General features: G+C 59.2%; 21 protein-coding genes and 1 tRNA gene. 7 read left to right on the top strand and 15 right to left on the bottom strand.

Annotation, left to right across the window (positions count from 1 at the left end; translation table 11 throughout):
* Positions 1 to 123: 123 nt before the first annotated feature.
* Positions 124 to 723, top strand: a complete 600-nt coding sequence (locus Q0478_RS03805) for a ferric reductase-like transmembrane domain-containing protein (RefSeq protein WP_298676369.1) — start codon at positions 124 to 126, stop codon at positions 721 to 723.
* A 120-nt stretch (positions 724 to 843) separates the two neighbouring features.
* Here the strand turns inward: Q0478_RS03805 and Q0478_RS03800 are convergent.
* The 6 genes from Q0478_RS03800 to pheS form a co-directional block, all read right to left on the bottom strand.
* Positions 844 to 920, bottom strand: a tRNA-Met gene (locus tag Q0478_RS03800).
* A 132-nt stretch (positions 921 to 1,052) separates the two neighbouring features.
* Positions 1,053 to 1,487, bottom strand: a complete 435-nt coding sequence (gene mscL, locus Q0478_RS03795; RefSeq protein ID WP_298676367.1) for a large conductance mechanosensitive channel protein MscL — start codon at positions 1,485 to 1,487, stop codon at positions 1,053 to 1,055.
* Between the two features lie 113 nt (positions 1,488 to 1,600).
* On the bottom strand, positions 1,601 to 2,044 hold the full coding sequence (locus Q0478_RS03790; RefSeq protein ID WP_298676365.1) for a YtoQ family protein: 444 nt from the start codon (positions 2,042 to 2,044) through the stop codon (positions 1,601 to 1,603).
* 10 nt (positions 2,045 to 2,054) lie between these two features.
* Positions 2,055 to 2,690, bottom strand: coding sequence for a class I SAM-dependent methyltransferase (locus Q0478_RS03785; protein WP_298676363.1), 636 nt, complete (start codon positions 2,688 to 2,690; stop codon positions 2,055 to 2,057).
* 22 nt (positions 2,691 to 2,712) lie between these two features.
* Positions 2,713 to 5,112, bottom strand: coding sequence for a phenylalanine--tRNA ligase subunit beta (gene pheT / locus Q0478_RS03780; RefSeq protein ID WP_298676361.1), 2,400 nt, complete (start codon positions 5,110 to 5,112; stop codon positions 2,713 to 2,715).
* Positions 5,113 to 5,254: 142 nt separating this feature from the next.
* Positions 5,255 to 6,328, bottom strand: a complete 1,074-nt coding sequence (gene pheS / locus Q0478_RS03775) for a phenylalanine--tRNA ligase subunit alpha (RefSeq protein ID WP_298676359.1) — start codon at positions 6,326 to 6,328, stop codon at positions 5,255 to 5,257.
* Between the two features lie 175 nt (positions 6,329 to 6,503).
* Between pheS and Q0478_RS03770 the strand changes: the two genes are divergently transcribed.
* The gene (locus Q0478_RS03770; RefSeq protein ID WP_298676357.1) at positions 6,504 to 6,743 is read left to right on the top strand and encodes a hypothetical protein; all 240 of its coding nucleotides are present in this window, start codon (positions 6,504 to 6,506) and stop codon (positions 6,741 to 6,743) included.
* A 119-nt stretch (positions 6,744 to 6,862) separates the two neighbouring features.
* Positions 6,863 to 7,309 (top strand): VOC family protein, encoded by a 447-nt coding sequence (locus Q0478_RS03765; protein ID WP_298676355.1) that lies wholly within the window; start codon positions 6,863 to 6,865, stop codon positions 7,307 to 7,309.
* Between the two features lie 189 nt (positions 7,310 to 7,498).
* On the opposite strand, the gene rplT is transcribed toward Q0478_RS03765, so the two are convergent.
* The 4 genes from rplT to pyk form a co-directional block, all read right to left on the bottom strand.
* Positions 7,499 to 7,864 (bottom strand): 50S ribosomal protein L20, encoded by a 366-nt coding sequence (rplT, locus tag Q0478_RS03760; protein WP_298676353.1) that lies wholly within the window; start codon positions 7,862 to 7,864, stop codon positions 7,499 to 7,501.
* A 12-nt stretch (positions 7,865 to 7,876) separates the two neighbouring features.
* On the bottom strand, positions 7,877 to 8,077 hold the full coding sequence (rpmI, locus tag Q0478_RS03755) for a 50S ribosomal protein L35 (protein WP_298676351.1): 201 nt from the start codon (positions 8,075 to 8,077) through the stop codon (positions 7,877 to 7,879).
* Between the two features lie 115 nt (positions 8,078 to 8,192).
* A complete protein-coding gene (locus Q0478_RS03750; protein ID WP_298676349.1) occupies positions 8,193 to 8,417 on the bottom strand; it encodes a hypothetical protein in 225 nt (74 codons plus the stop codon).
* Between the two features lie 38 nt (positions 8,418 to 8,455).
* Positions 8,456 to 9,901, bottom strand: coding sequence for a pyruvate kinase (pyk, locus tag Q0478_RS03745; RefSeq protein WP_298676347.1), 1,446 nt, complete (start codon positions 9,899 to 9,901; stop codon positions 8,456 to 8,458).
* Between the two features lie 107 nt (positions 9,902 to 10,008).
* Here pyk and Q0478_RS03740 point away from each other — a divergent pair, with 107 nt between their 5' ends.
* Both Q0478_RS03740 and Q0478_RS03735 read left to right on the top strand, forming a co-directional pair.
* Positions 10,009 to 10,758, top strand: a complete 750-nt coding sequence (locus Q0478_RS03740) for an N-formylglutamate amidohydrolase (RefSeq protein WP_298676346.1) — start codon at positions 10,009 to 10,011, stop codon at positions 10,756 to 10,758.
* A 2-nt stretch (positions 10,759 to 10,760) separates the two neighbouring features.
* Positions 10,761 to 11,081, top strand: coding sequence for a DUF1244 domain-containing protein (locus Q0478_RS03735; protein WP_298676344.1), 321 nt, complete (start codon positions 10,761 to 10,763; stop codon positions 11,079 to 11,081).
* A 118-nt stretch (positions 11,082 to 11,199) separates the two neighbouring features.
* Here Q0478_RS03735 and Q0478_RS03730 read toward each other — a convergent pair whose 3' ends face one another.
* The 3 genes from Q0478_RS03730 to dgcN are packed head-to-tail and all read right to left on the bottom strand — an operon-like array spanning position 11,200 to position 14,051.
* Entirely contained in the window at positions 11,200 to 12,063 is an 864-nt protein-coding gene (locus Q0478_RS03730; protein WP_298676342.1) for a D-amino-acid transaminase, read from the bottom strand.
* Positions 12,064 to 12,071: 8 nt separating this feature from the next.
* Positions 12,072 to 13,037 carry an N-acetyl-D-Glu racemase DgcA gene (gene dgcA / locus Q0478_RS03725; protein ID WP_298676340.1) on the bottom strand — a complete coding sequence of 322 codons (966 nt, stop codon included), beginning with the start codon at positions 13,035 to 13,037 and terminating at the stop codon, positions 12,072 to 12,074.
* A gap of 9 nt (positions 13,038 to 13,046) precedes the next feature.
* Entirely contained in the window at positions 13,047 to 14,051 is a 1,005-nt protein-coding gene (gene dgcN, locus Q0478_RS03720) for an N-acetyltransferase DgcN (RefSeq protein ID WP_298676338.1), read from the bottom strand.
* 271 nt (positions 14,052 to 14,322) lie between these two features.
* On the opposite strand from dgcN, the gene Q0478_RS03715 reads away from it, so the two are divergent.
* Positions 14,323 to 15,282: an L-malyl-CoA/beta-methylmalyl-CoA lyase gene (locus Q0478_RS03715; RefSeq protein ID WP_298676336.1), complete on the top strand. Its 960-nt coding sequence runs from the start codon at positions 14,323 to 14,325 to the stop codon at positions 15,280 to 15,282.
* 282 nt (positions 15,283 to 15,564) lie between these two features.
* Entirely contained in the window at positions 15,565 to 15,960 is a 396-nt protein-coding gene (locus tag Q0478_RS03710; protein ID WP_298676334.1) for a hypothetical protein, read from the top strand.
* Here Q0478_RS03710 and Q0478_RS03705 read toward each other — a convergent pair.
* Together Q0478_RS03705 and Q0478_RS03700 are read right to left on the bottom strand one after the other, a co-directional pair.
* Entirely contained in the window at positions 15,931 to 16,233 is a 303-nt protein-coding gene (locus Q0478_RS03705) for a Rieske 2Fe-2S domain-containing protein (protein ID WP_298676474.1), read from the bottom strand. The genes Q0478_RS03710 and Q0478_RS03705 overlap by 30 nt on opposite strands.
* A complete protein-coding gene (locus tag Q0478_RS03700) occupies positions 16,193 to 16,387 on the bottom strand; it encodes a hypothetical protein (RefSeq protein WP_298676332.1) in 195 nt (64 codons plus the stop codon). The genes Q0478_RS03705 and Q0478_RS03700 overlap by 41 nt, the downstream gene beginning before the upstream one ends.
* Positions 16,388 to 16,435: the final 48 nt, after the last annotated feature.

Raw genomic sequence — 16,435 nt, 5'->3', positions numbered from 1 at the left:
CCCAGGGCTGTTGGGCGCGTTTCGCCTAAATGGAGTGCCGCACCCTTGCAGCCACCCTTTTAGTGCGACGGAAAGGCGGGAGCGCCCCGTATCAGTCTCGAAACTCAGACTGTGAGGTCCTCCATGTTCTCCCGCCTTTCCCCCTACTGGCTCTGGCTCCTGCTGAGCCTCCCTGCTCTCGCCATCCTCAACAATGTGCTCACCTCGGTTGATCCCAAAGCACTCCAACACGCATTGCACCCATCAGGCGAGTTTTCCGCGCGCTTCATGATTGTCTCGATGATGGCCACACCGCTGGCCATGCTGTTCAAAGGCAAAAGCTTCCCCAGCTGGCTCAAGAAAAACCGCCGCTCTTTCGGTGTGGCGGCTTTCGCCTATGCGGCCTTGCACCTGGGGGTCTATCTCGTCTCGCGTGGCAGCCTTGAGAAAATCCTCAGCCAGGCCACCCATTTCAACATCCTCACAGGCTGGCTTGCCTTTCTCATCTTCCTGCCGCTTGCGGCCACATCTTTTGACGCCGCCGTGCGCGCGCTCGGCCCCCGCTGGAAGACCATGCAGCGCGCCGTCTATGCTGCCGCAGTGCTCACACTGCTGCACTGGGCCGCCAAAGACGGCTGGGAAGGTCTGCCGCCCGCGCTGGTGAATTTCACACCGCTCATCCTGCTGGAAGGCTACCGGATCTGGTATTGGTATATCCGCCCGCGCCCGGCGCGCACGGCCTGAAACACCCAAAGCGCGCACCACGGGTCCAACACCCCGTAGGGTGCGCATTCACTGCGCACCACCCCATCACCAAACCAAAAAACCCCGCGCAATCGCACGGGGCTTTTTAAGGTCAGATTGTGGTAGCGTGAGGTGGACTTGAACCACCGACCCCAGCATTATGAGTGCTGTGCTCTAACCAACTGAGCTATCACGCCAGTCACAACCGGTGCAGGCGAATTAGCCAAGCCTTGCAGCGGAGTCAAACACAAAACTTCCCCAAATGTTCAAATTGCAAGGGGCCTGCTGCAAAAAGCCACCCCTTGCCGTTTGGACAGGCTCCTGTGCGCCTACTTCTTGGCGAGCGCATCGCGGATTTCCGCGAGCAGATCCAGCTCTGTCGGGCCCGCCGGAGCCGCCTCTGCGGGCGCCTCTTCTTCTGCCTTGGCCGCGTCTTTCACCTTGTTCACAGAACGAACCAGCATGAAGACCACAAAGGCAATGATCAGGAAATTGATCACCGCCATAATGAAGCTACCATAGGCAAAGACCGCCGCACCGCTTTCGCGCGCAGCCTCAAGCGAAGCGCCCTCAGCCACAGCGCCAGACAGCACCGCATACATGTTGCTAAAGTCGACACCACCCAAGGCAAGGCCGATAATCGGGTTGATAAGATCGGCCACCAAAGAGCTGACAATCGCCGTGAAGGCGGCGCCGATGATGATCCCGACGGCCATGTCCATCACATTGCCCTTGGCAATAAAGTCCTTAAATTCGTTTAGCATAGGTTTCACTCGTCCCTGATTTACTCTGTTCTCACGCTCATGGCGCAGCACATGTTAACACATTGTGCAAAAAACAGGCAGAATTTTATGGGAAAACAAGGGCCGGCTTCCCCTTAGCCCGGCAACGTGCCAGTGAGCACATAGCGCAGGATCTGCGCCACCTCTTCAGGCTTGCGCGCCACGGCCAGCGCGGCGGCGTCAACCTCTTTCAAGGCGTGGTCATGCTCAGGCTGCTGCAAGATGATCAGGCTCTTGCCCAGCGCGCTCGCATAGCCCGCATCAAAGGCCGCGTTCCACTGCTTGTATTGCGCCCCAAAGCGCACAACCACAACATCCGCCTCACCAATCGCCTTGCGCGTGCGGATGGCGTTCACACTTGCCCCCTTGCGGTCATGCCAAAACTTGTCTGCCTCCGCGCCCAGAATGGCCACACCACAATCGTCAGAGGCCGCATGGTCGGTCACAGGCGCGCTGAAGCGCACATCCAGCCCCTCACAGGCCGCAATGACCTGCTCGCGCCAATCGGTGTGAATTTCGCCGCTCAAATAAACTTTCATTTCGCTATCCTCACTCTAGTTTGCGCGCCACAACATAGCGCGAAATGGCGGGCCAGTTGCCGGCCTCAACCGTCTCAAAGCCCGCGCCGTCGATCAGCCGGTCCACATCCGCAATCCGCCACAGCCCCACCTGTGGCGCTTTGCCGATCCGCTTGAGCAAAGGCAAAATGGCCCGCACCAGAAACCGCTTCCAGCCAAAGGCGCGGTCCGCCAAGCAAGGCGTCTTGCTGATCATCAGCCCACCCGGCGCGAGCAGGGCAAAAATATCGCGCATTAGCCCCTCAGGGTCGGGGGTGAGGTGAAACAGGTTAAACCCCATCACCACATCAAAGCGCTCGTCCCGCTGGGTGCTTTCCTGCGCACTCAGAGCCAGAAAACTCAGGTTGGAAAGCCCCGCCTCTTCCGCCTTCTCGCGCGCAATACGGATCATCTCGCCCGACTGGTCCGTGCCGATATACTGCCCCACCAGCGGCGCAAGGCTCAGCGCGGTTGTCCCCGTGCCGCAGCCCAGCTCCAGCACCCGCATGTCGGGCGCAAGATAGCTCTTGGTGATGGCCAGCGTGTGCTCGTAGTCCTTGACACTGCGCATGGGGCTCTCGGCGTATTTCGGCGCCATCCGGTCCCAGAACTTTTTACTATCCACCATCACTTGCCCCTTCAGGCTTGGCCTAGCCGCGCAGGTTCCCGCCCGTCGCCTTGGTCACTTTCTCGACAATCTTGGCCGCGACAGCCTCGATGTCCTCGTCCTTCAGCGTCTTGTCGATGGGCTGCATCCGCACGGTGATGGCAAGGCTCTTCTTGCCCTCGCCAAGGCTGCCGCCGATAAACTCGTCAAAGACACGCACAGTCTCGATCAGCGCCTTGTCAGCACCAGCCGCCGCGTTGATCAGCGTCAGCGCCTCGACATTGGCATCCACAACAAAGGCAAAGTCCCGCTCCACCGCCTGCAAATCAGAAGCTTGCAGCGCGGGCCGCGTGGCGGACTTGTTGCGCGCTTCGGGCACTTCCTCTGGCCAGATGGTAAAGGCCACGGCTGGCCCCTTCACGCCCATCTCTTTCAGCACCTTGGGGTGCAGCTCGCCAAAAATACCCAAGACTTTCTTTGGCCCGAGGCAAATCTTGCCGTGACGTCCCGGATGCCACCACTGAGGACCATCGCGCAGGATCTGCACCTTGGCAGGCGCGCCGATCGCGCTCAAAACAGCCTCGGCATCGGCCTTGGCGTCAAACACATCCACGTTGCGGCTCTCGCCAAGCACATCCTTTGGCCCCGTCTTGCCCACCAGAAGGCCCGAGACCTGCAAAGCCTGCTCGCCCGGCTCACCGCCGTGGAACACGGGGCCAACCTCAAACAAGGCAAGGTCGGCAAAGCCGCGCGCCTGGTTGCGTGCTGCGGCCTGCAAGAGGCCCACAAGCAGATCGGGCCGCATATGGCTCATCTCGCTTGAAATCGGGTTCTCCAGCCGCGTGGCGTCTTCGCCGCCGCCAAACAATGCCGCGCTTTTCTGGTCCACAAACGAGTAAGTCACACATTCGTTGTAGCCCAGCCCCGCCGCCATACGCCGCGCCGCCTGCTCGCGCTTTTGCAGCGGCAAAAGGATCTGCTTGGGCACACCCGCATCGACCCGCTTCAAAGGCTTGCCGACAAGTTTGGTGAGGCTGGCAATCCGCGCCACCTCTTCCACCAAGTCCGCCTCGCCCAGAACATCAGGCCGCCAGCTCGGAACCTGCGCCATATTGCCCTCAAGCTTGAAGCCCAGCGCCGTCAGCGTCTGGCGCTGCTCGGTCTCGGGAATATCCATGCCCACAAGGCTCTGCACCCGCTTCGCATCAAGCTTGTAAGCGCGGCTCACATCAGGAACCTTGCCCGCAACGGTCACATTGCTCGGCTCGCCACCACAGAGCTCAAGGATCATTGCGGTGGCATCTTCGATCGCTTGCATGTTGTAACCCGGATCAATCCCGCGCTCGTTGCGATAGCGCGCATCCGAGTTGATCTTGAGCGCGCGCCCCGTCATCGCAATCTGCACATGGTCCCAGTAAGCGGCCTCAAGAAACACATCTGTCGTCTCCTCGGTGCAACCCGTTTCCAAGCCGCCCATCACACCGGCAATGCTCTCTATCCCCTTGTCATCCGAAATAACAACCTGCCCGCCGCTGAAGGTATATTCCTTCTCGTCCAAGCCAACGAGCGTGTCACCCGCCTTGGCACGATGCACCCGCAGGTTGCCGCTCACCTTGCCTGCGTCAAACACATGCAAGGGGCGGTTGCGGTCATAGGTGAAATAGTTGGTCACATCGACAAGCTTTGAAATCGGGCGCAGGCCAACCGCCTTCAGCCGCTTTTGCAGCCACTCGGGGCTGGGGCCGTTCTTCACCCCGCGAATGAGACGGCCCGCAAAGACAAAACAGCCGTTGTCCTTAGCATCTTCCTCAATCGTCACGGTGATGGGGCACGGGAACTGCCCGTCAAGGCTCGGGGTGTCCACAGGCTTGAGCTTGCCCAGCCCTCGCGCCGCAAGGTCGCGCGCAATCCCGCGCACGCCCAGCGCATCGGGGCGGTTCGGTGTGATGGCAATCTCGATCACAGGGTCCACCTTCTCAGGCGCGTTCTTCGCCAGCCAGTCGACAAACTTCTCGCCAATCTCGCCGCTGGGCAGCTCGATGATCCCGTCATGCTCGTCGCTAAGCTCAAGCTCGCGCTCGCTCGCCATCATCCCGTGGCTCTCCACCCCGCGGATCTTGCCCACGCTCAGCGTCACATCAATCCCCGGCACATAATCCCCCGGCTTGCACAGCACCACGGTGATGCCCGTGCGCGCATTGGGCGCACCACAAACGATCTGCTTGCTGCCCTCATCGGTCTGCACAGTGCAGACACGCAAACGGTCCGCATCAGGGTGCTGCTCGGCATGAGTCACCTTGGCGAGCGTAAACGCCTTGAGCCGCTCGGCAGGGTTCTCAACCCCTTCCACCTCAAGCCCAAGGTCGGTGAGCGCGTCGCAAATCTCCTCAACGCTGGCCTGCGTGTCGAGATGGTCTTTCAGCCAAGAGAGTGTGAATTTCATTTTTCCGTCCCTTTCGGGGTTATGTTTTTGTCAGGCCGTCTACGGCCAATTTTGCGGCGCGCCCGACACGGGGTGGGTGCGGAACGCGCCCGCCCATGGGGCGGGTCGGGCGCGGCGCGGAGTTGGCACTCCGCGCAATAGCCTAGCGGCTCAACCCCCCATGCAGCGTGGGCTGATCAAGGCTCGCAAAGCCGTAGTGCCTCAGCCAGCGCAGGTCAGAATCAAAGAACGCCCGCAAATCGGGGATGCCGTATTTCAACATGGCGATCCGGTCGATGCCCATGCCAAAGGCAAAGCCCTGCCACTCGTTGGGGTCAATCCCGCCCGCTTGCAGCACCTTGGGGTGCACCATGCCGGAGCCCAGAATCTCCAGCCAGTCGTCGCCTTCACCAACCTTCAAAGTGCCGCCTTCCCATGAGCAGCGAATGTCAACTTCCGCCGATGGCTCCGTGAACGGGAAATGTGACGCACGGAAGCGCAGCTCCACATCGTCCACCTCGAAAAACGCTTTCACAAACTCTTCCAGAACCCACTTGAGGTTGGCCATGGAGATGTCCTTGTCAATCGCCAGCCCCTCAACCTGATGGAACATCGGCGTATGCGTCTGGTCATAATCCGCGCGATACACACCGCCAGGGCAGATCACACGAATAGGCGCGCCGTGCTTTTCCATGGAGCGTATCTGCACAGGAGACGTATGCGTGCGCAACACATGCGGCGGGCGTTCGTCGCCTTCTGCGCGGTGCATATAAAACGTGTCCATCTCCGCACGCGCGGGGTGATGGCTCGGAATGTTCAGCGCATCAAAGTTATACCAATCGGTGTCAATCCGCGGCCCCTCGGCCACGGCAAAGCCCATATCGGCAAAAATCGCGGTGACTTCCTCGGTGACCTGCGAAATCGGGTGAATGCTGCCCTGCCCGCGCAAACGGCTCGGCAGCGTCACATCCAGCCACTCGCTGCGCAAACGCTCATTCAGCGCTGCGTCTTCCAGCCCGGCTTTCTTGGCTGCCAGCGCACTGTTGATCTCGTCTTTCAGCGCGTTGAGCTTGGGGCCGGCCACCTGCCGCTCCTCAGCAGTCATCTTGCCCAGCTCGCGCATCTGAAGGCTCACTTCGCCCTTCTTGCCCACAGCCGCAAGGCGCAGCTCTTCAAGCGTGGCCTCATCCTTGGCGGCGGCAATCGCGCCGATGTATTTGTCTCTCAAATCGTCCATATCATCTACCTGTCTGGCGTCGCGTCTGACCTAGCGCGCCCCGCGCCGTTTCGCAAGGCGCAAGCAATTTCACTCAAAGGGTTAACAAAGGGCACAGAGCTGCCCGATTTGCGCCAAGGCTTTGCCCCGCGACACGCCCAGCTTTTGGGCCTGTTCATCACTGGAGGATCACGCGATGACCAATGCAACCAAACTTCTCGCAGCCACCGCCCTTTTTGTGGCGTCTGGCAGCAGCTTTGCAGAGGCGCAAATGCGCCCCTCTGCCGACTTCAAAGGCCAATGGTTCACCACACATGACGGCTGCTCCTATTCGCGCACCCATGCGCCCGGTTACGGAGTCACCTGGGTTCTCATTCAGAACCCCCATCACATCAACCAACCCGATGTCAGCCGTCACTGCGTAAACATGCTCTAGACGTCCACGCTGTCCAAAGCACCATACGGCCAAAGGCCCGTCTGCGCCCCGCCGCAGGCGGGCAGATTCTTGCTTGCGCGCGCTGGCTGGCATAGGCTCGGCGCAGAAAGGGCCACTTCATGATTGCTTACGTCACCGTCGGGGCCGATGATATCATCCGCGCCAAACAGTTTTACAGCGCGTTTCTGCCAGCGCTCGGCTACGAGCTGACCCAAGGCGCAGAGGGGCTCAGCTATGCGCTGCCCGTTGCCACAGGCGCGCAGCCTGTCTTTCCCGACTTTTATGTAAAACCTACATTTGATGGCCGCCCCGCTACAGCCGGCAACGGCGCCATGGTCGCCTTTGAGGCCAGCACACAGGCGCAGGTCCGTGCGCTGCACGCCGCCGCACTGGGCGCAGGCGGCACAGACGAGGGCCAGCCCGGCTTTCGCGCCGCTTACGGCCCCCGGTTTTATGTGAGCTACCTGCGCGACCCGCAGGGCAACAAACTCGCCATCTTCTCCAGCAACCCCGATGAGCCCGAGCGCGACAGCGAGAGCACGGCTGCGCACGCTGCATTAAGTTAATTTGCCTTAACCTTTGGGGTGTTTGGGCGGTGCACGCAGGGTGCACGCATGGTGCACGCTTTTCACCCCCCCTGTTTTGGGCCTCCCTACCGCCGTTAACCCCAGCGCGCGCTGCCCCTTTGGGCCCAATGAAAAACGCCGCGCTCCTCTCGGAGCACGGCGTCAATTCGTGAGCTTTTCCAGCTTGGCTTAGGCTGCCAGCGCGCTCTGCGCCTGTGCCACGATCGCGCCAAAGGCTTCTGGCTCATGCACAGCAAGATCGGCGAGGACTTTGCGGTCCACTTCAATGCCTGCAAGCGTCAAGCCATTGATAAAGCGCGAATATGTCAGCGCTTCGTCATGTGAGCGCACAGCCGCGTTGATCCGCTGGATCCACAACGCGCGGAAATTGCGCTTACGGTTCTTGCGATCACGGGTTGCATATTGGTTGGCCTTGTCGACCGCCTGGCGCGCCACCTTAAAGGTATTTTTACGGCGGCCATAATATCCTTTGGCTGCCTTGATAACCTTCTTGTGACGTGCGTGTGTTGTGGTTCCGCCTTTTACTCTGGACATATCAAATCCTCCTTAGCGTGCGTATGGCATCATGGACTTGATGATTTTCGCATCAGGTTCAGACAGGATTGTTGTGCCGCGAGCGTCGCGAATGAATTTATTTGTGCGCTTGATCATACCATGCTGCTTGCCGGCCTGCGCAGCTCTGACTTTGCCAGAGGCAGTCATCTTGAACCGCTTTTTGCAGCTCGACTTGGTCTTCATCTTGGGCATTTCCGTCTCCTTGGTTTGGGTCGGTCTATAATGCGCGACTCGGCATGCCACTTCTGGCCGGTCCCGCAGACGAAGGCACCGTTTAGGACGGCTTTGCCCCTATTGCAAGAGGTATTCAGCCCAAATAGCGGGCAAAAACACTGACAATCACATCCGGGATCTCATCCAGAGAATATCCGCCTGCCTTGGAGGTCACCGCCCAGACAACCAGCCCACCCCCAAGCATCACAACAAGCGCAGCGATTCTGGGTGTCCTGTTTTCGGACAGCGCCGAAACCACCGAAGGCACCGCGAAGACACTCAGCACCAAACCCACCACAAGATACAAATCATAGTCCACCGCACGCACCCTTTAATAAACATTTTACAACTTAAAGTTTACTCCGGATCAGATGCAAAAATCAAACGCTGGTCACAGGGTGCAACGCGCAAAATATTGGTCGTCCCAGGAACATTGAAAGGAACGCCCGCTGTCACAACAATCTGGTCTGCCGCGCCAGCATAGCCCGCGTCTTGCGCAGCCCGCGCCGCATTGACAACCGCCTGCTTGAAGCGCTCAAGCTCGCCGGTCATGATACAATGGGTGCCCCAGCTCAGCGCCAGCCGCCGCGCGGTTTCGCGCAGGCTGGTCATCGCAATGATCGGCACCCGAGGCCGCTCGCGCGCCGTCAGCAGTGCCGTTGTGCCGGATTGGGTAAAACAGCAGATCGCTTTGATATCGGTCGTTTCGGCAATTTCACGCGCCGCCGCCACGATCCCATCGGCAACCGACTCGCGTTTGGCCACCCGCGAGGCTTCTATGATGTCGCGGTAAGTCGGATCTGATTCAACCTCAATCGCCACGTTGTTCATGGTGGTCACCGCCTCGACCGGATAGCTGCCCGCAGCTGATTCGGCAGACAACATAATGGCATCGGCCCCCTCGTAGATCGCCGTCGCCACATCGCTCACCTCGGCGCGCGTCGGCATGGGGCTCTCGATCATGCTCTCCAGCATTTGCGTCGCGACAATCACGGGTTTGGCCGCCGCCCGACAACGCCGCACAAGCCGTTTCTGAATCGGCGGAACATTCTGCACAGGCAACTCCACACCAAGATCTCCGCGCGCCACCATGATTCCGTCCGATACGGCCAGGATCTCCTCAAAATGGCTCACGGCTGTCGGCTTCTCGATCTTGGACAGCACAGCCGCCCGCCCGCGGATCAAAGCCTTGGCCTCCTCAACATCCGCCGCGCGCTGCACAAAAGACAGCGCAACCCAGTCCACACCAAGCTCGCAGACAAACTCCAAATCCTTGCGGTCTTTGTCGGAAAGCGCTGCAAGCGGCAGCACCACATCCGGCACATTCACCCCCTTACGGTTGGAAATAATGCCCCCAGTTGTCACAACACAGTTGGCAAAATCCGCGCCACATTCCTCAACCCTCAGGCGTATTTTGCCATCATTGACCAAGAGTGACGTGCCATCCTCTAGCGCCTTGAAAATCTCTGGGTGCGGCAAGCAAACGCGCGCGCTGCTGCCCTCACGGGCCTCCAGATCAAACCGGAAGCGCTGCCCCTCAACCAACTCCTCTTCCCCATTGGCAAACACACCAACCCGCAGCTTTGGCCCCTGCAAATCGGCGAGAATAGCAATCGGGCTATCAAGGTCGCGCTCAATCTCGCGGATAATCTTGTGGCGCGCCCGAATTTCACCATGGTCTCCGTGTGACATGTTCAAGCGAAACACATCCGCTCCGGCCTCATGCAACCCTTTGATCATCTCGTAATCACTCGAGGCTGGCCCCAGTGTGGCCACGATCTTTACATTTCTGAGCCGTCTCATATGGTCTGCCTTTGATGTGTCTATCTGCGCTTAACCGCTTCTCTGTATCGCGCGTCTGTAACGCAGGCACAACAGGGTGCGCAAAGCTAACGAGGAAATTCCGGAAAATGAATTACCAGCCCTACGAGCTGACTGGAGAACACCGCGACGGTCCCTGGGTGATCGCCTGCGACCATGCCACAAACACGGTCCCGCCATTTATCAACGGGGGCAGCTTGGATTTGCCCGCGGGCGACATGACCCGTCATATTGCTTATGACGTGGGGGCCAAGGGTGTTGCACTCAAGCTGGGCGCATTGCTCAACGCCCCCGTGATCTGCACCAACTTCTCCCGCCTGGTGATTGATCCCAACCGCGGAGAGCAAGATCCAACCTTGCTGATGAAGCTGTATGACGGCACGATCATTCCCGCCAACCGCCATGCAGACGCAGCCGAGAAAGAGCGCCGCCTTGAGGCCTGCCACCGGCCCTACCACGCCGCGCTGGCCGCGCTGCTCGACGCCCGCAAAGCGCCCGTGCTCCTCACGCTGCACAGCTTCACACCACAGCTCGCGGGCCGCCCCAAGCGCCCCTGGCATATTGGCGTGCTCCACGCCGATGACACACGCCTGTGTGATCCGCTTCTCGCGCTCTTGCAACAAGACCCATCACTTTGCGTTGGCCGCAACGAGCCCTACGGCGGCCACCTTCCGGGCGACACAATCGACACCCACGCCATCGCCCATGGCCGCCACAACACGCTGGTTGAAATCCGCAATGATCTTATCCAGACTGAAGAGCAACAAAGCGAATGGGCCAAACGCCTTGCGCCCATCTTGCAGGACGCCCTGCGCATCACCTTGAACAACGAGGCATAGTCATGGATGACCAAACACAGATCGAGCTCGAAGCCGCCGCCTTCCGCGCCCTGCGCAAGCACCTGATGGAAGACCGCACCGATGTGCAAAACATCGATATGATGAACCTCGCCGGCTTCTGCCGCAACTGCCTGTCCCGCTGGTATCAGGAGGCCGCAAACGCGCGCGGCATCGATATGTCAAAAGAAGAGGCCCGCGAAATCTACTACGGCATGACAATGGCTGCGTGGAAAGCCAACTATCAGACCGAGGCTAGCCCTGAAAAGCAGGCCGACTTTGAAACCGCCTTTAAAGAAAACGTCACCGATAAGCTTGGGAAATAGGGCGCAATAACCAAAAAGCCCACCCTTCTTTCTTATTGCCCGAAATATCCCGGGGGCCTGGGGGCAGCGCCCCCAGCGGATCGGATTTTGCGAAGCAAAATTCGATCCTTAAAAGCTCTCAGATCGCTTTCTTCAGGCTCTCGTCGAGATAAATTTCCCGAAGCCGCTTCGCCACTGGCCCAGGCGTGCCATTGCCCATCTGAACGCCGTCAATTTCCACAACCGGCATCACAAAAGCACTGGCCGAGGTCGTGAAAGCCTCATCCGCTTCCTTGGCTTCCTCGATGGTAAAGCTGCGTTCTTCCACATCCATCTGTGCCTCTCGCGCCATCCGCAAGATAGCGGCGCGGGTGATCCCGTGCAGGATGTCGTTTGACAAAGCGCGCGTGATAATCTTGTTGCCTTTCACGATATAGGCGTTGTTCGAGGTGCCCTCGGTGACAAACCCGTCCTCGATCATCCAGGCATCATCACAGCCCGCTTTCTTGGCCATCATCTTACCCATCGAGGGGTAAAGCAGCTGCACTGTCTTGATGTCGCGGCGGCCCCAGCGGATGTCCTCGATCGAGATAATCTTGGCACCCTTTTTTGACGCCTCGCTGTGCGCCAGCCCCGGTTTGTTCTGGGTAAACAGCACAAGCGTCGGCTTGGTCGTTTCCGGATCGGGGAAGGCAAAGTCGCGGTCGCCGTCGCTGCCACGGGTGATCTGCAAATAGACCAACCCTTCATCAATTTCGTTCACACGCACAAGCTCGCGGTGAATTTCCAAAAGCTCTTCGCTCGTGCAAGGCGCGCGCATATCCAACTCGCGCAAAGAGCGTTCCAGCCGCACGGCATGCCCTTCAAAGTCGATCAGCTTGCCACCCAGAACGGAGGTCACTTCATAAACCCCGTCAGCCATCAAAAAACCGCGATCAAAGATCGAGATTTGCGCTTCTGTCTCGGGCACATAGGCCCCGTTTACATAAACCGTGCGTGTCATGGCGTGTTCTATCCCCAAAGCTCAGGTGCGGGCGCGTGAACGCCCAATTCGTCAAAATGAAGTGGCGTGGCGCGGTCTTCGGCCAGAAGCAGCGGCCCGTCAAGATCGGTCACTGTCGCACCTTGGGCCACCAGCGTGGCAGGGGCCATGGCGAGCGATGTGCCGACCATACAGCCCACCATCACGCCGTATCCTTGCGCCAGTGCGGCCTCTTTCAGCCGCAAGGCCTCGGTCAGCCCGCCGGTCTTGTCAAGCTTGATGTTCACAATGTCATACTTGCCTTTCAGCTGCGGCAGGCTCGCACAATCATGCGCGCTTTCATCTGCACAAACAGGAACGGGGCGCTCAAGGCCGATCAGCCCTTCGTCGTCGCGCGCCGGCAAGGGCTGCTCCACCAGCGAAACACCAAGGCGCTGCAAATGCGGCACGAGGTCAAGATACACCGCACGGCTCCAGCCCTCGTTGGCGTCGATGATGATCCGCGATTTCGGCGCGCCTTTGCGCACTGCCTCAAGGCGCGGCATATCGTCAGGCGTGCCCAGCTTGATCTTCAGAAGCGGGCGAAAGGCATTCTTCGCCGCCTGCGCCTGCATGTTCTCGGGGGTATCAAGCGAGAGGGTGTAAGCGGTGATCTCGGGTTTGGGCGCGGGCAGACCTGCCAGCTCCCAGGCGCGTTTTCCGGCGGCCTTGGCCTCCATGTCCCACAGAGCACAGTCCACAGCGTTGCGCGCAGCCCCCGCAGGCAACAGATCATAAAGCGCCTCGCGGTCAAACTGCTCTGGCAGCGCCTCGATCTCGGCGGTGACTGACTCCAGCGTTTCGCCATAGCGGGCGTAGGGCACACATTCGCCCCGGCCCTCTTTTGCCCCGGCCTTGATACGCACGGTCAGCACCTTGGCCTCGGTGCGCGAGCCGCGGGAAATGGTGAAGACCTGCGCGAGCTTGAAGCTCTCGGGCGTAACGGAAATTTGCATGGGCTTGGCTTAGCTCATGGCCGCGAGGGCATCAACCAGCTTGCCTGCGCCGTAGCGGTAAGGGTCGGTGGCGGGGAGGCCAAGACTTGTTTCAATATCAGCCAGATAGGCGCGCGCTGCATCATCATCCATGTTTTGGGTGTTGATGGCATAGCCGATCACGTCGCAGGCAGGGTTGCCAACACGGGCAAGTTGCAAAGCCATGTCACGCACGGCTTCGAGGCTTGGCAGCGCATACCCGGGCAAACCGCGCATGTGCTCCCGGGTTGGCTCATGGCACACAACAAGTGCGTCAGGCTGTCCGCCGTGCACAAGCGCCATGGTCACGCCGGAATAGGAAACATGAAAAAGGCTGCCCTGCCCCTCGATAATATCCCAATGCTCCTCGTCGTTGTCAGGTGTGAGCCACTCGATTGATCCGGCCATAAAGTCGGCAATCACGGCATCCAGAGGGACACCGTTTCCAGTGATCAGGATACCTGTTTGCCCGGTGGCGCGGAAAGTTGATTTCATCCCGCGCGCCTGCATTTCCTTATCGATGCAAAGCGCTGTATACATTTTACCAACCGAACAATCGGTGCCCACTGCCAACAAGCGCTTACCAGCGCGCTTCACACCATTGGCAATAGGATATTGCACCTCGGGAACCCGCACGTCATGCAAGCTCTGGCCCGTGGCCTCAGCAACCGCCGCGAGATCGGGCTCATCTCGCAAAAGATTGTGCAGGCCCGAGGCAAGATCAAACCCCTCTTCGAGCGCCATCACCAGTATTTTTTTCCATTCCTGACTGATGATTCCCCCGCGGTTGGCAACACCAATCACCAAAGTTTTTGCTCCGGCAGCTTTTGCTTCTGCCAGAGTCATATCGGCCAAGCCCATATCGGCTTTGCACCCGTCCATGCGAAACTGGCCCACGGCGTTGTCCGGCCGCCAATCTTTGATCCCCTGCGCTACTTTCGCTGCAAGCTGGTCCGGCGCGTCGCCGAGAAAGAGAAGATAAGGTGTCTTGATCATGGAAGTGCCCCCGGTTGCTTTGCGTAAAGTCTAACGCAACAGGGTGAAAGCACTTCTCATTTCATGCCCAAAGCGGCTATTTTTTTCAAAATTCTCCCGGCTTTTACGAAAATTTTCGAAGATTCTTTCGCAATATGGACAAAGCCAGCCCCTCTTACCCCCAACTTGAAGCGCCGCTCGCTCCAAGAAAGAGCCCTTGCAGCCAACGCGGCAATTTTATATCGAAAGGCTCACAAATAACGTAATTTCATTACCTGAAAGGCTCCCGAACATGAGTTTTCGTATTCAACCGCAGGCGGCTGAGCGGCCTAATCGGTGTCAGCTGTTTGGGCCGGGCTCGAACACCAAGCTTTTTGCCAAAATGGCCGCCAGTGCCGCAGATGTGATCAATCTTGATCTCGAAGATTCCGTTGCCCCTTCGGACAAGGATGTCGCGCGGGCGAATGTGATCGAAGCGATCAACACCATCGACTGGGGCAAGAAGTATATCTCCGTGCGGATCAACAGCCTAGACACGCCCTATTGGTATCGTGATGTCGTGGACCTTCTGGAGCAGGCCGGTGAGCGGCTTGACCAGATCATGATCCCGAAGGTGGGCTGCGCCGAAGACGTTTATGCGGTCGATGCGCTTGTCACGGCGATTGAGCGGGCAAAGGGGCGCACAAAGCCCGTTTCCTTCGAAGTGATCATCGAGAGCGCGGCCGGTATCGCCCATGTCGAAGCCATTGCCGCCTCCAGCCCGCGCTTGCAGGCGATGAGCCTTGGTGCTGCCGACTTTGCGGCCTCTATGGGTATGCAAACAACGGGAATCGGCGGCACGCAGGAAAATTACTACATGCTGCGCGAAGGCGAAAAACACTGGTCTGATCCCTGGCATTGGGCACAGGCTGCCATCGTCGCGGCCTGCCGCACCCATGGGGTCTTGCCCGTCGACGGCCCCTTTGGCGATTTCTCTGATGATGAGGGTTATATCGCGCAGGCCAAGCGCTCGGCGACGCTGGGCATGGTCGGGAAATGGGCCATTCACCCCAAGCAGATCGCGCTGGCGAACGCGGTGTTCACCCCCTCGCAGGAGGCTGTGAACGAAGCCCGTGAGATCCTCGCGGCCATGGAACAAGCCAAGGCCAATGGCGAGGGCGCGACGGTCTATAAAGGCCGTCTGGTGGATATTGCCAGCATCAAACAGGCCGAAGTGATTGTGGCTCAAGCAGAGTTGATTGCGGGGCAGTAACGGCGCTCAAGTCGGCTTTTTCGGGCGCCTTCGGGCGCCCGTTAACATTTTCGGACAGACCGATTCGGGGGGGGTGACATGCGTGCACATCCCGTGCACCATGCGTGCACCGCCTGATGCAGTTTTTGAGACATCGCAAAAAACGGCTGTTTGTTAACGCAGCGCGCGTTGTGCAGGTGCAGAACCGGCGGACAAACGCCCATTGATACGAGTCAAGGCAAGCAGCGCTCGGATGATATAGACTCTGTTCATCATTCAGGACTGACAGGAGGGAGGTTCGCTATGACGAAATCCAAAGCCAAGATCAGCCGCAAAAGCGACAGCCAAGCCAAAACGCCGGGCGCTGATGGCACATTGCCCTTCGGGCATATGCTGACCGCTCAGGACGTGATGCTGGAGGCTGCGCAGGAGTTTGCCGCGCGCTGGCTTGCCAGACGGCAGGAGGCGGGCAAGGCACTGGCAACGCTAAGTGCTGCCAAGAGCCCGCTGGAGGCCGTGAGCCTATGGGAGGCAGGTGCCTGGGAAAGGCTCACAGAGGATATCCACGATTGGAGCATTTTCTGCGCCAGATGCACCAACGCTGTGATGCAGGAAGAGGCCGTTGCGGCCGTAACGGTGGCAAACGCCTCCAAACCCGCGCGCCAGCAGCTATACGAGCGCCACGCGACGCCCGTATGAGCCGCCTATTGCTGCGCCGCGGTCGATGCCCCAGTCGGGACTGTCGTAGTTTTCGATCTCGAAAATTACGCTGGCATCGGCGATGGCCGGGTTGCCCATCCATATCCAGACAAGGCCATATTTTTCGTGCACGGGGTAGGCGTGGACATTGGCATTGGAGGGGATACGGCCCGTGCCCGGCGCCCAGACGCATTTGCCTGCGCAATCAAACGTAAGGCCATGGTAGCCGCATTCAACAGTGTCGCCCTTGCGGCGGCCCTTCGAGAGCGGCAGCTTGCGGTGTGAACAGGCATCTTCGATGCGCGATCACCTCGCCGCTTTCGTTGCGGAAGATGGAGATCTTCTCGTCAAGGACCATGATTTGCTTGAGGTCTTGCGCCACCTCGTGATCCCAAGCGGCGACAAACCAGGCGTTTTTCAGAAACATTCTTGAGGTCTTTCGTTAGATCCCAAGGGCTATGCCCTGGCAGGGATG

Origin of the sequence: uncultured Lentibacter sp. (assembly GCF_937123735.1) — a bacterium.
GTDB lineage: Bacteria > Pseudomonadota > Alphaproteobacteria > Rhodobacterales > Rhodobacteraceae > Lentibacter.
This window is presented reverse-complemented; position numbering and strand designations above follow the sequence as displayed.

What these genes read in the sequence shown, in the direction of transcription:
- Q0478_RS03805 (WP_298676369.1), top strand. Translation starts at nt 124, where the DNA reads ATGTTCTCCCGCCTTTCCCCCTACTGGCTCTGGCTCCTGCTGAGCCTC.
- mscL (WP_298676367.1), bottom strand. Translation starts at nt 1,487, where the DNA reads ATGCTAAACGAATTTAAGGACTTTATTGCCAAGGGCAATGTGATGGAC.
- Q0478_RS03790 (WP_298676365.1), bottom strand. Translation starts at nt 2,044, where the DNA reads ATGAAAGTTTATTTGAGCGGCGAAATTCACACCGATTGGCGCGAGCAG.
- Q0478_RS03785 (WP_298676363.1), bottom strand. Translation starts at nt 2,690, where the DNA reads ATGGTGGATAGTAAAAAGTTCTGGGACCGGATGGCGCCGAAATACGCC.
- pheT (WP_298676361.1), bottom strand. Translation starts at nt 5,112, where the DNA reads ATGAAATTCACACTCTCTTGGCTGAAAGACCATCTCGACACGCAGGCC.
- pheS (WP_298676359.1), bottom strand. Translation starts at nt 6,328, where the DNA reads ATGGACGATTTGAGAGACAAATACATCGGCGCGATTGCCGCCGCCAAG.
- Q0478_RS03770 (WP_298676357.1), top strand. Translation starts at nt 6,504, where the DNA reads ATGACCAATGCAACCAAACTTCTCGCAGCCACCGCCCTTTTTGTGGCG.
- Q0478_RS03765 (WP_298676355.1), top strand. Translation starts at nt 6,863, where the DNA reads ATGATTGCTTACGTCACCGTCGGGGCCGATGATATCATCCGCGCCAAA.
- rplT (WP_298676353.1), bottom strand. Translation starts at nt 7,864, where the DNA reads ATGTCCAGAGTAAAAGGCGGAACCACAACACACGCACGTCACAAGAAG.
- rpmI (WP_298676351.1), bottom strand. Translation starts at nt 8,077, where the DNA reads ATGCCCAAGATGAAGACCAAGTCGAGCTGCAAAAAGCGGTTCAAGATG.
- pyk (WP_298676347.1), bottom strand. Translation starts at nt 9,901, where the DNA reads ATGAGACGGCTCAGAAATGTAAAGATCGTGGCCACACTGGGGCCAGCC.
- Q0478_RS03740 (WP_298676346.1), top strand. Translation starts at nt 10,009, where the DNA reads ATGAATTACCAGCCCTACGAGCTGACTGGAGAACACCGCGACGGTCCC.
- Q0478_RS03735 (WP_298676344.1), top strand. Translation starts at nt 10,761, where the DNA reads ATGGATGACCAAACACAGATCGAGCTCGAAGCCGCCGCCTTCCGCGCC.
- Q0478_RS03730 (WP_298676342.1), bottom strand. Translation starts at nt 12,063, where the DNA reads ATGACACGCACGGTTTATGTAAACGGGGCCTATGTGCCCGAGACAGAA.
- dgcA (WP_298676340.1), bottom strand. Translation starts at nt 13,037, where the DNA reads ATGCAAATTTCCGTTACGCCCGAGAGCTTCAAGCTCGCGCAGGTCTTC.
- dgcN (WP_298676338.1), bottom strand. Translation starts at nt 14,051, where the DNA reads ATGATCAAGACACCTTATCTTCTCTTTCTCGGCGACGCGCCGGACCAG.
- Q0478_RS03715 (WP_298676336.1), top strand. Translation starts at nt 14,323, where the DNA reads ATGAGTTTTCGTATTCAACCGCAGGCGGCTGAGCGGCCTAATCGGTGT.
- Q0478_RS03710 (WP_298676334.1), top strand. Translation starts at nt 15,565, where the DNA reads ATGACGAAATCCAAAGCCAAGATCAGCCGCAAAAGCGACAGCCAAGCC.
- Q0478_RS03700 (WP_298676332.1), bottom strand. Translation starts at nt 16,387, where the DNA reads ATGTTTCTGAAAAACGCCTGGTTTGTCGCCGCTTGGGATCACGAGGTG.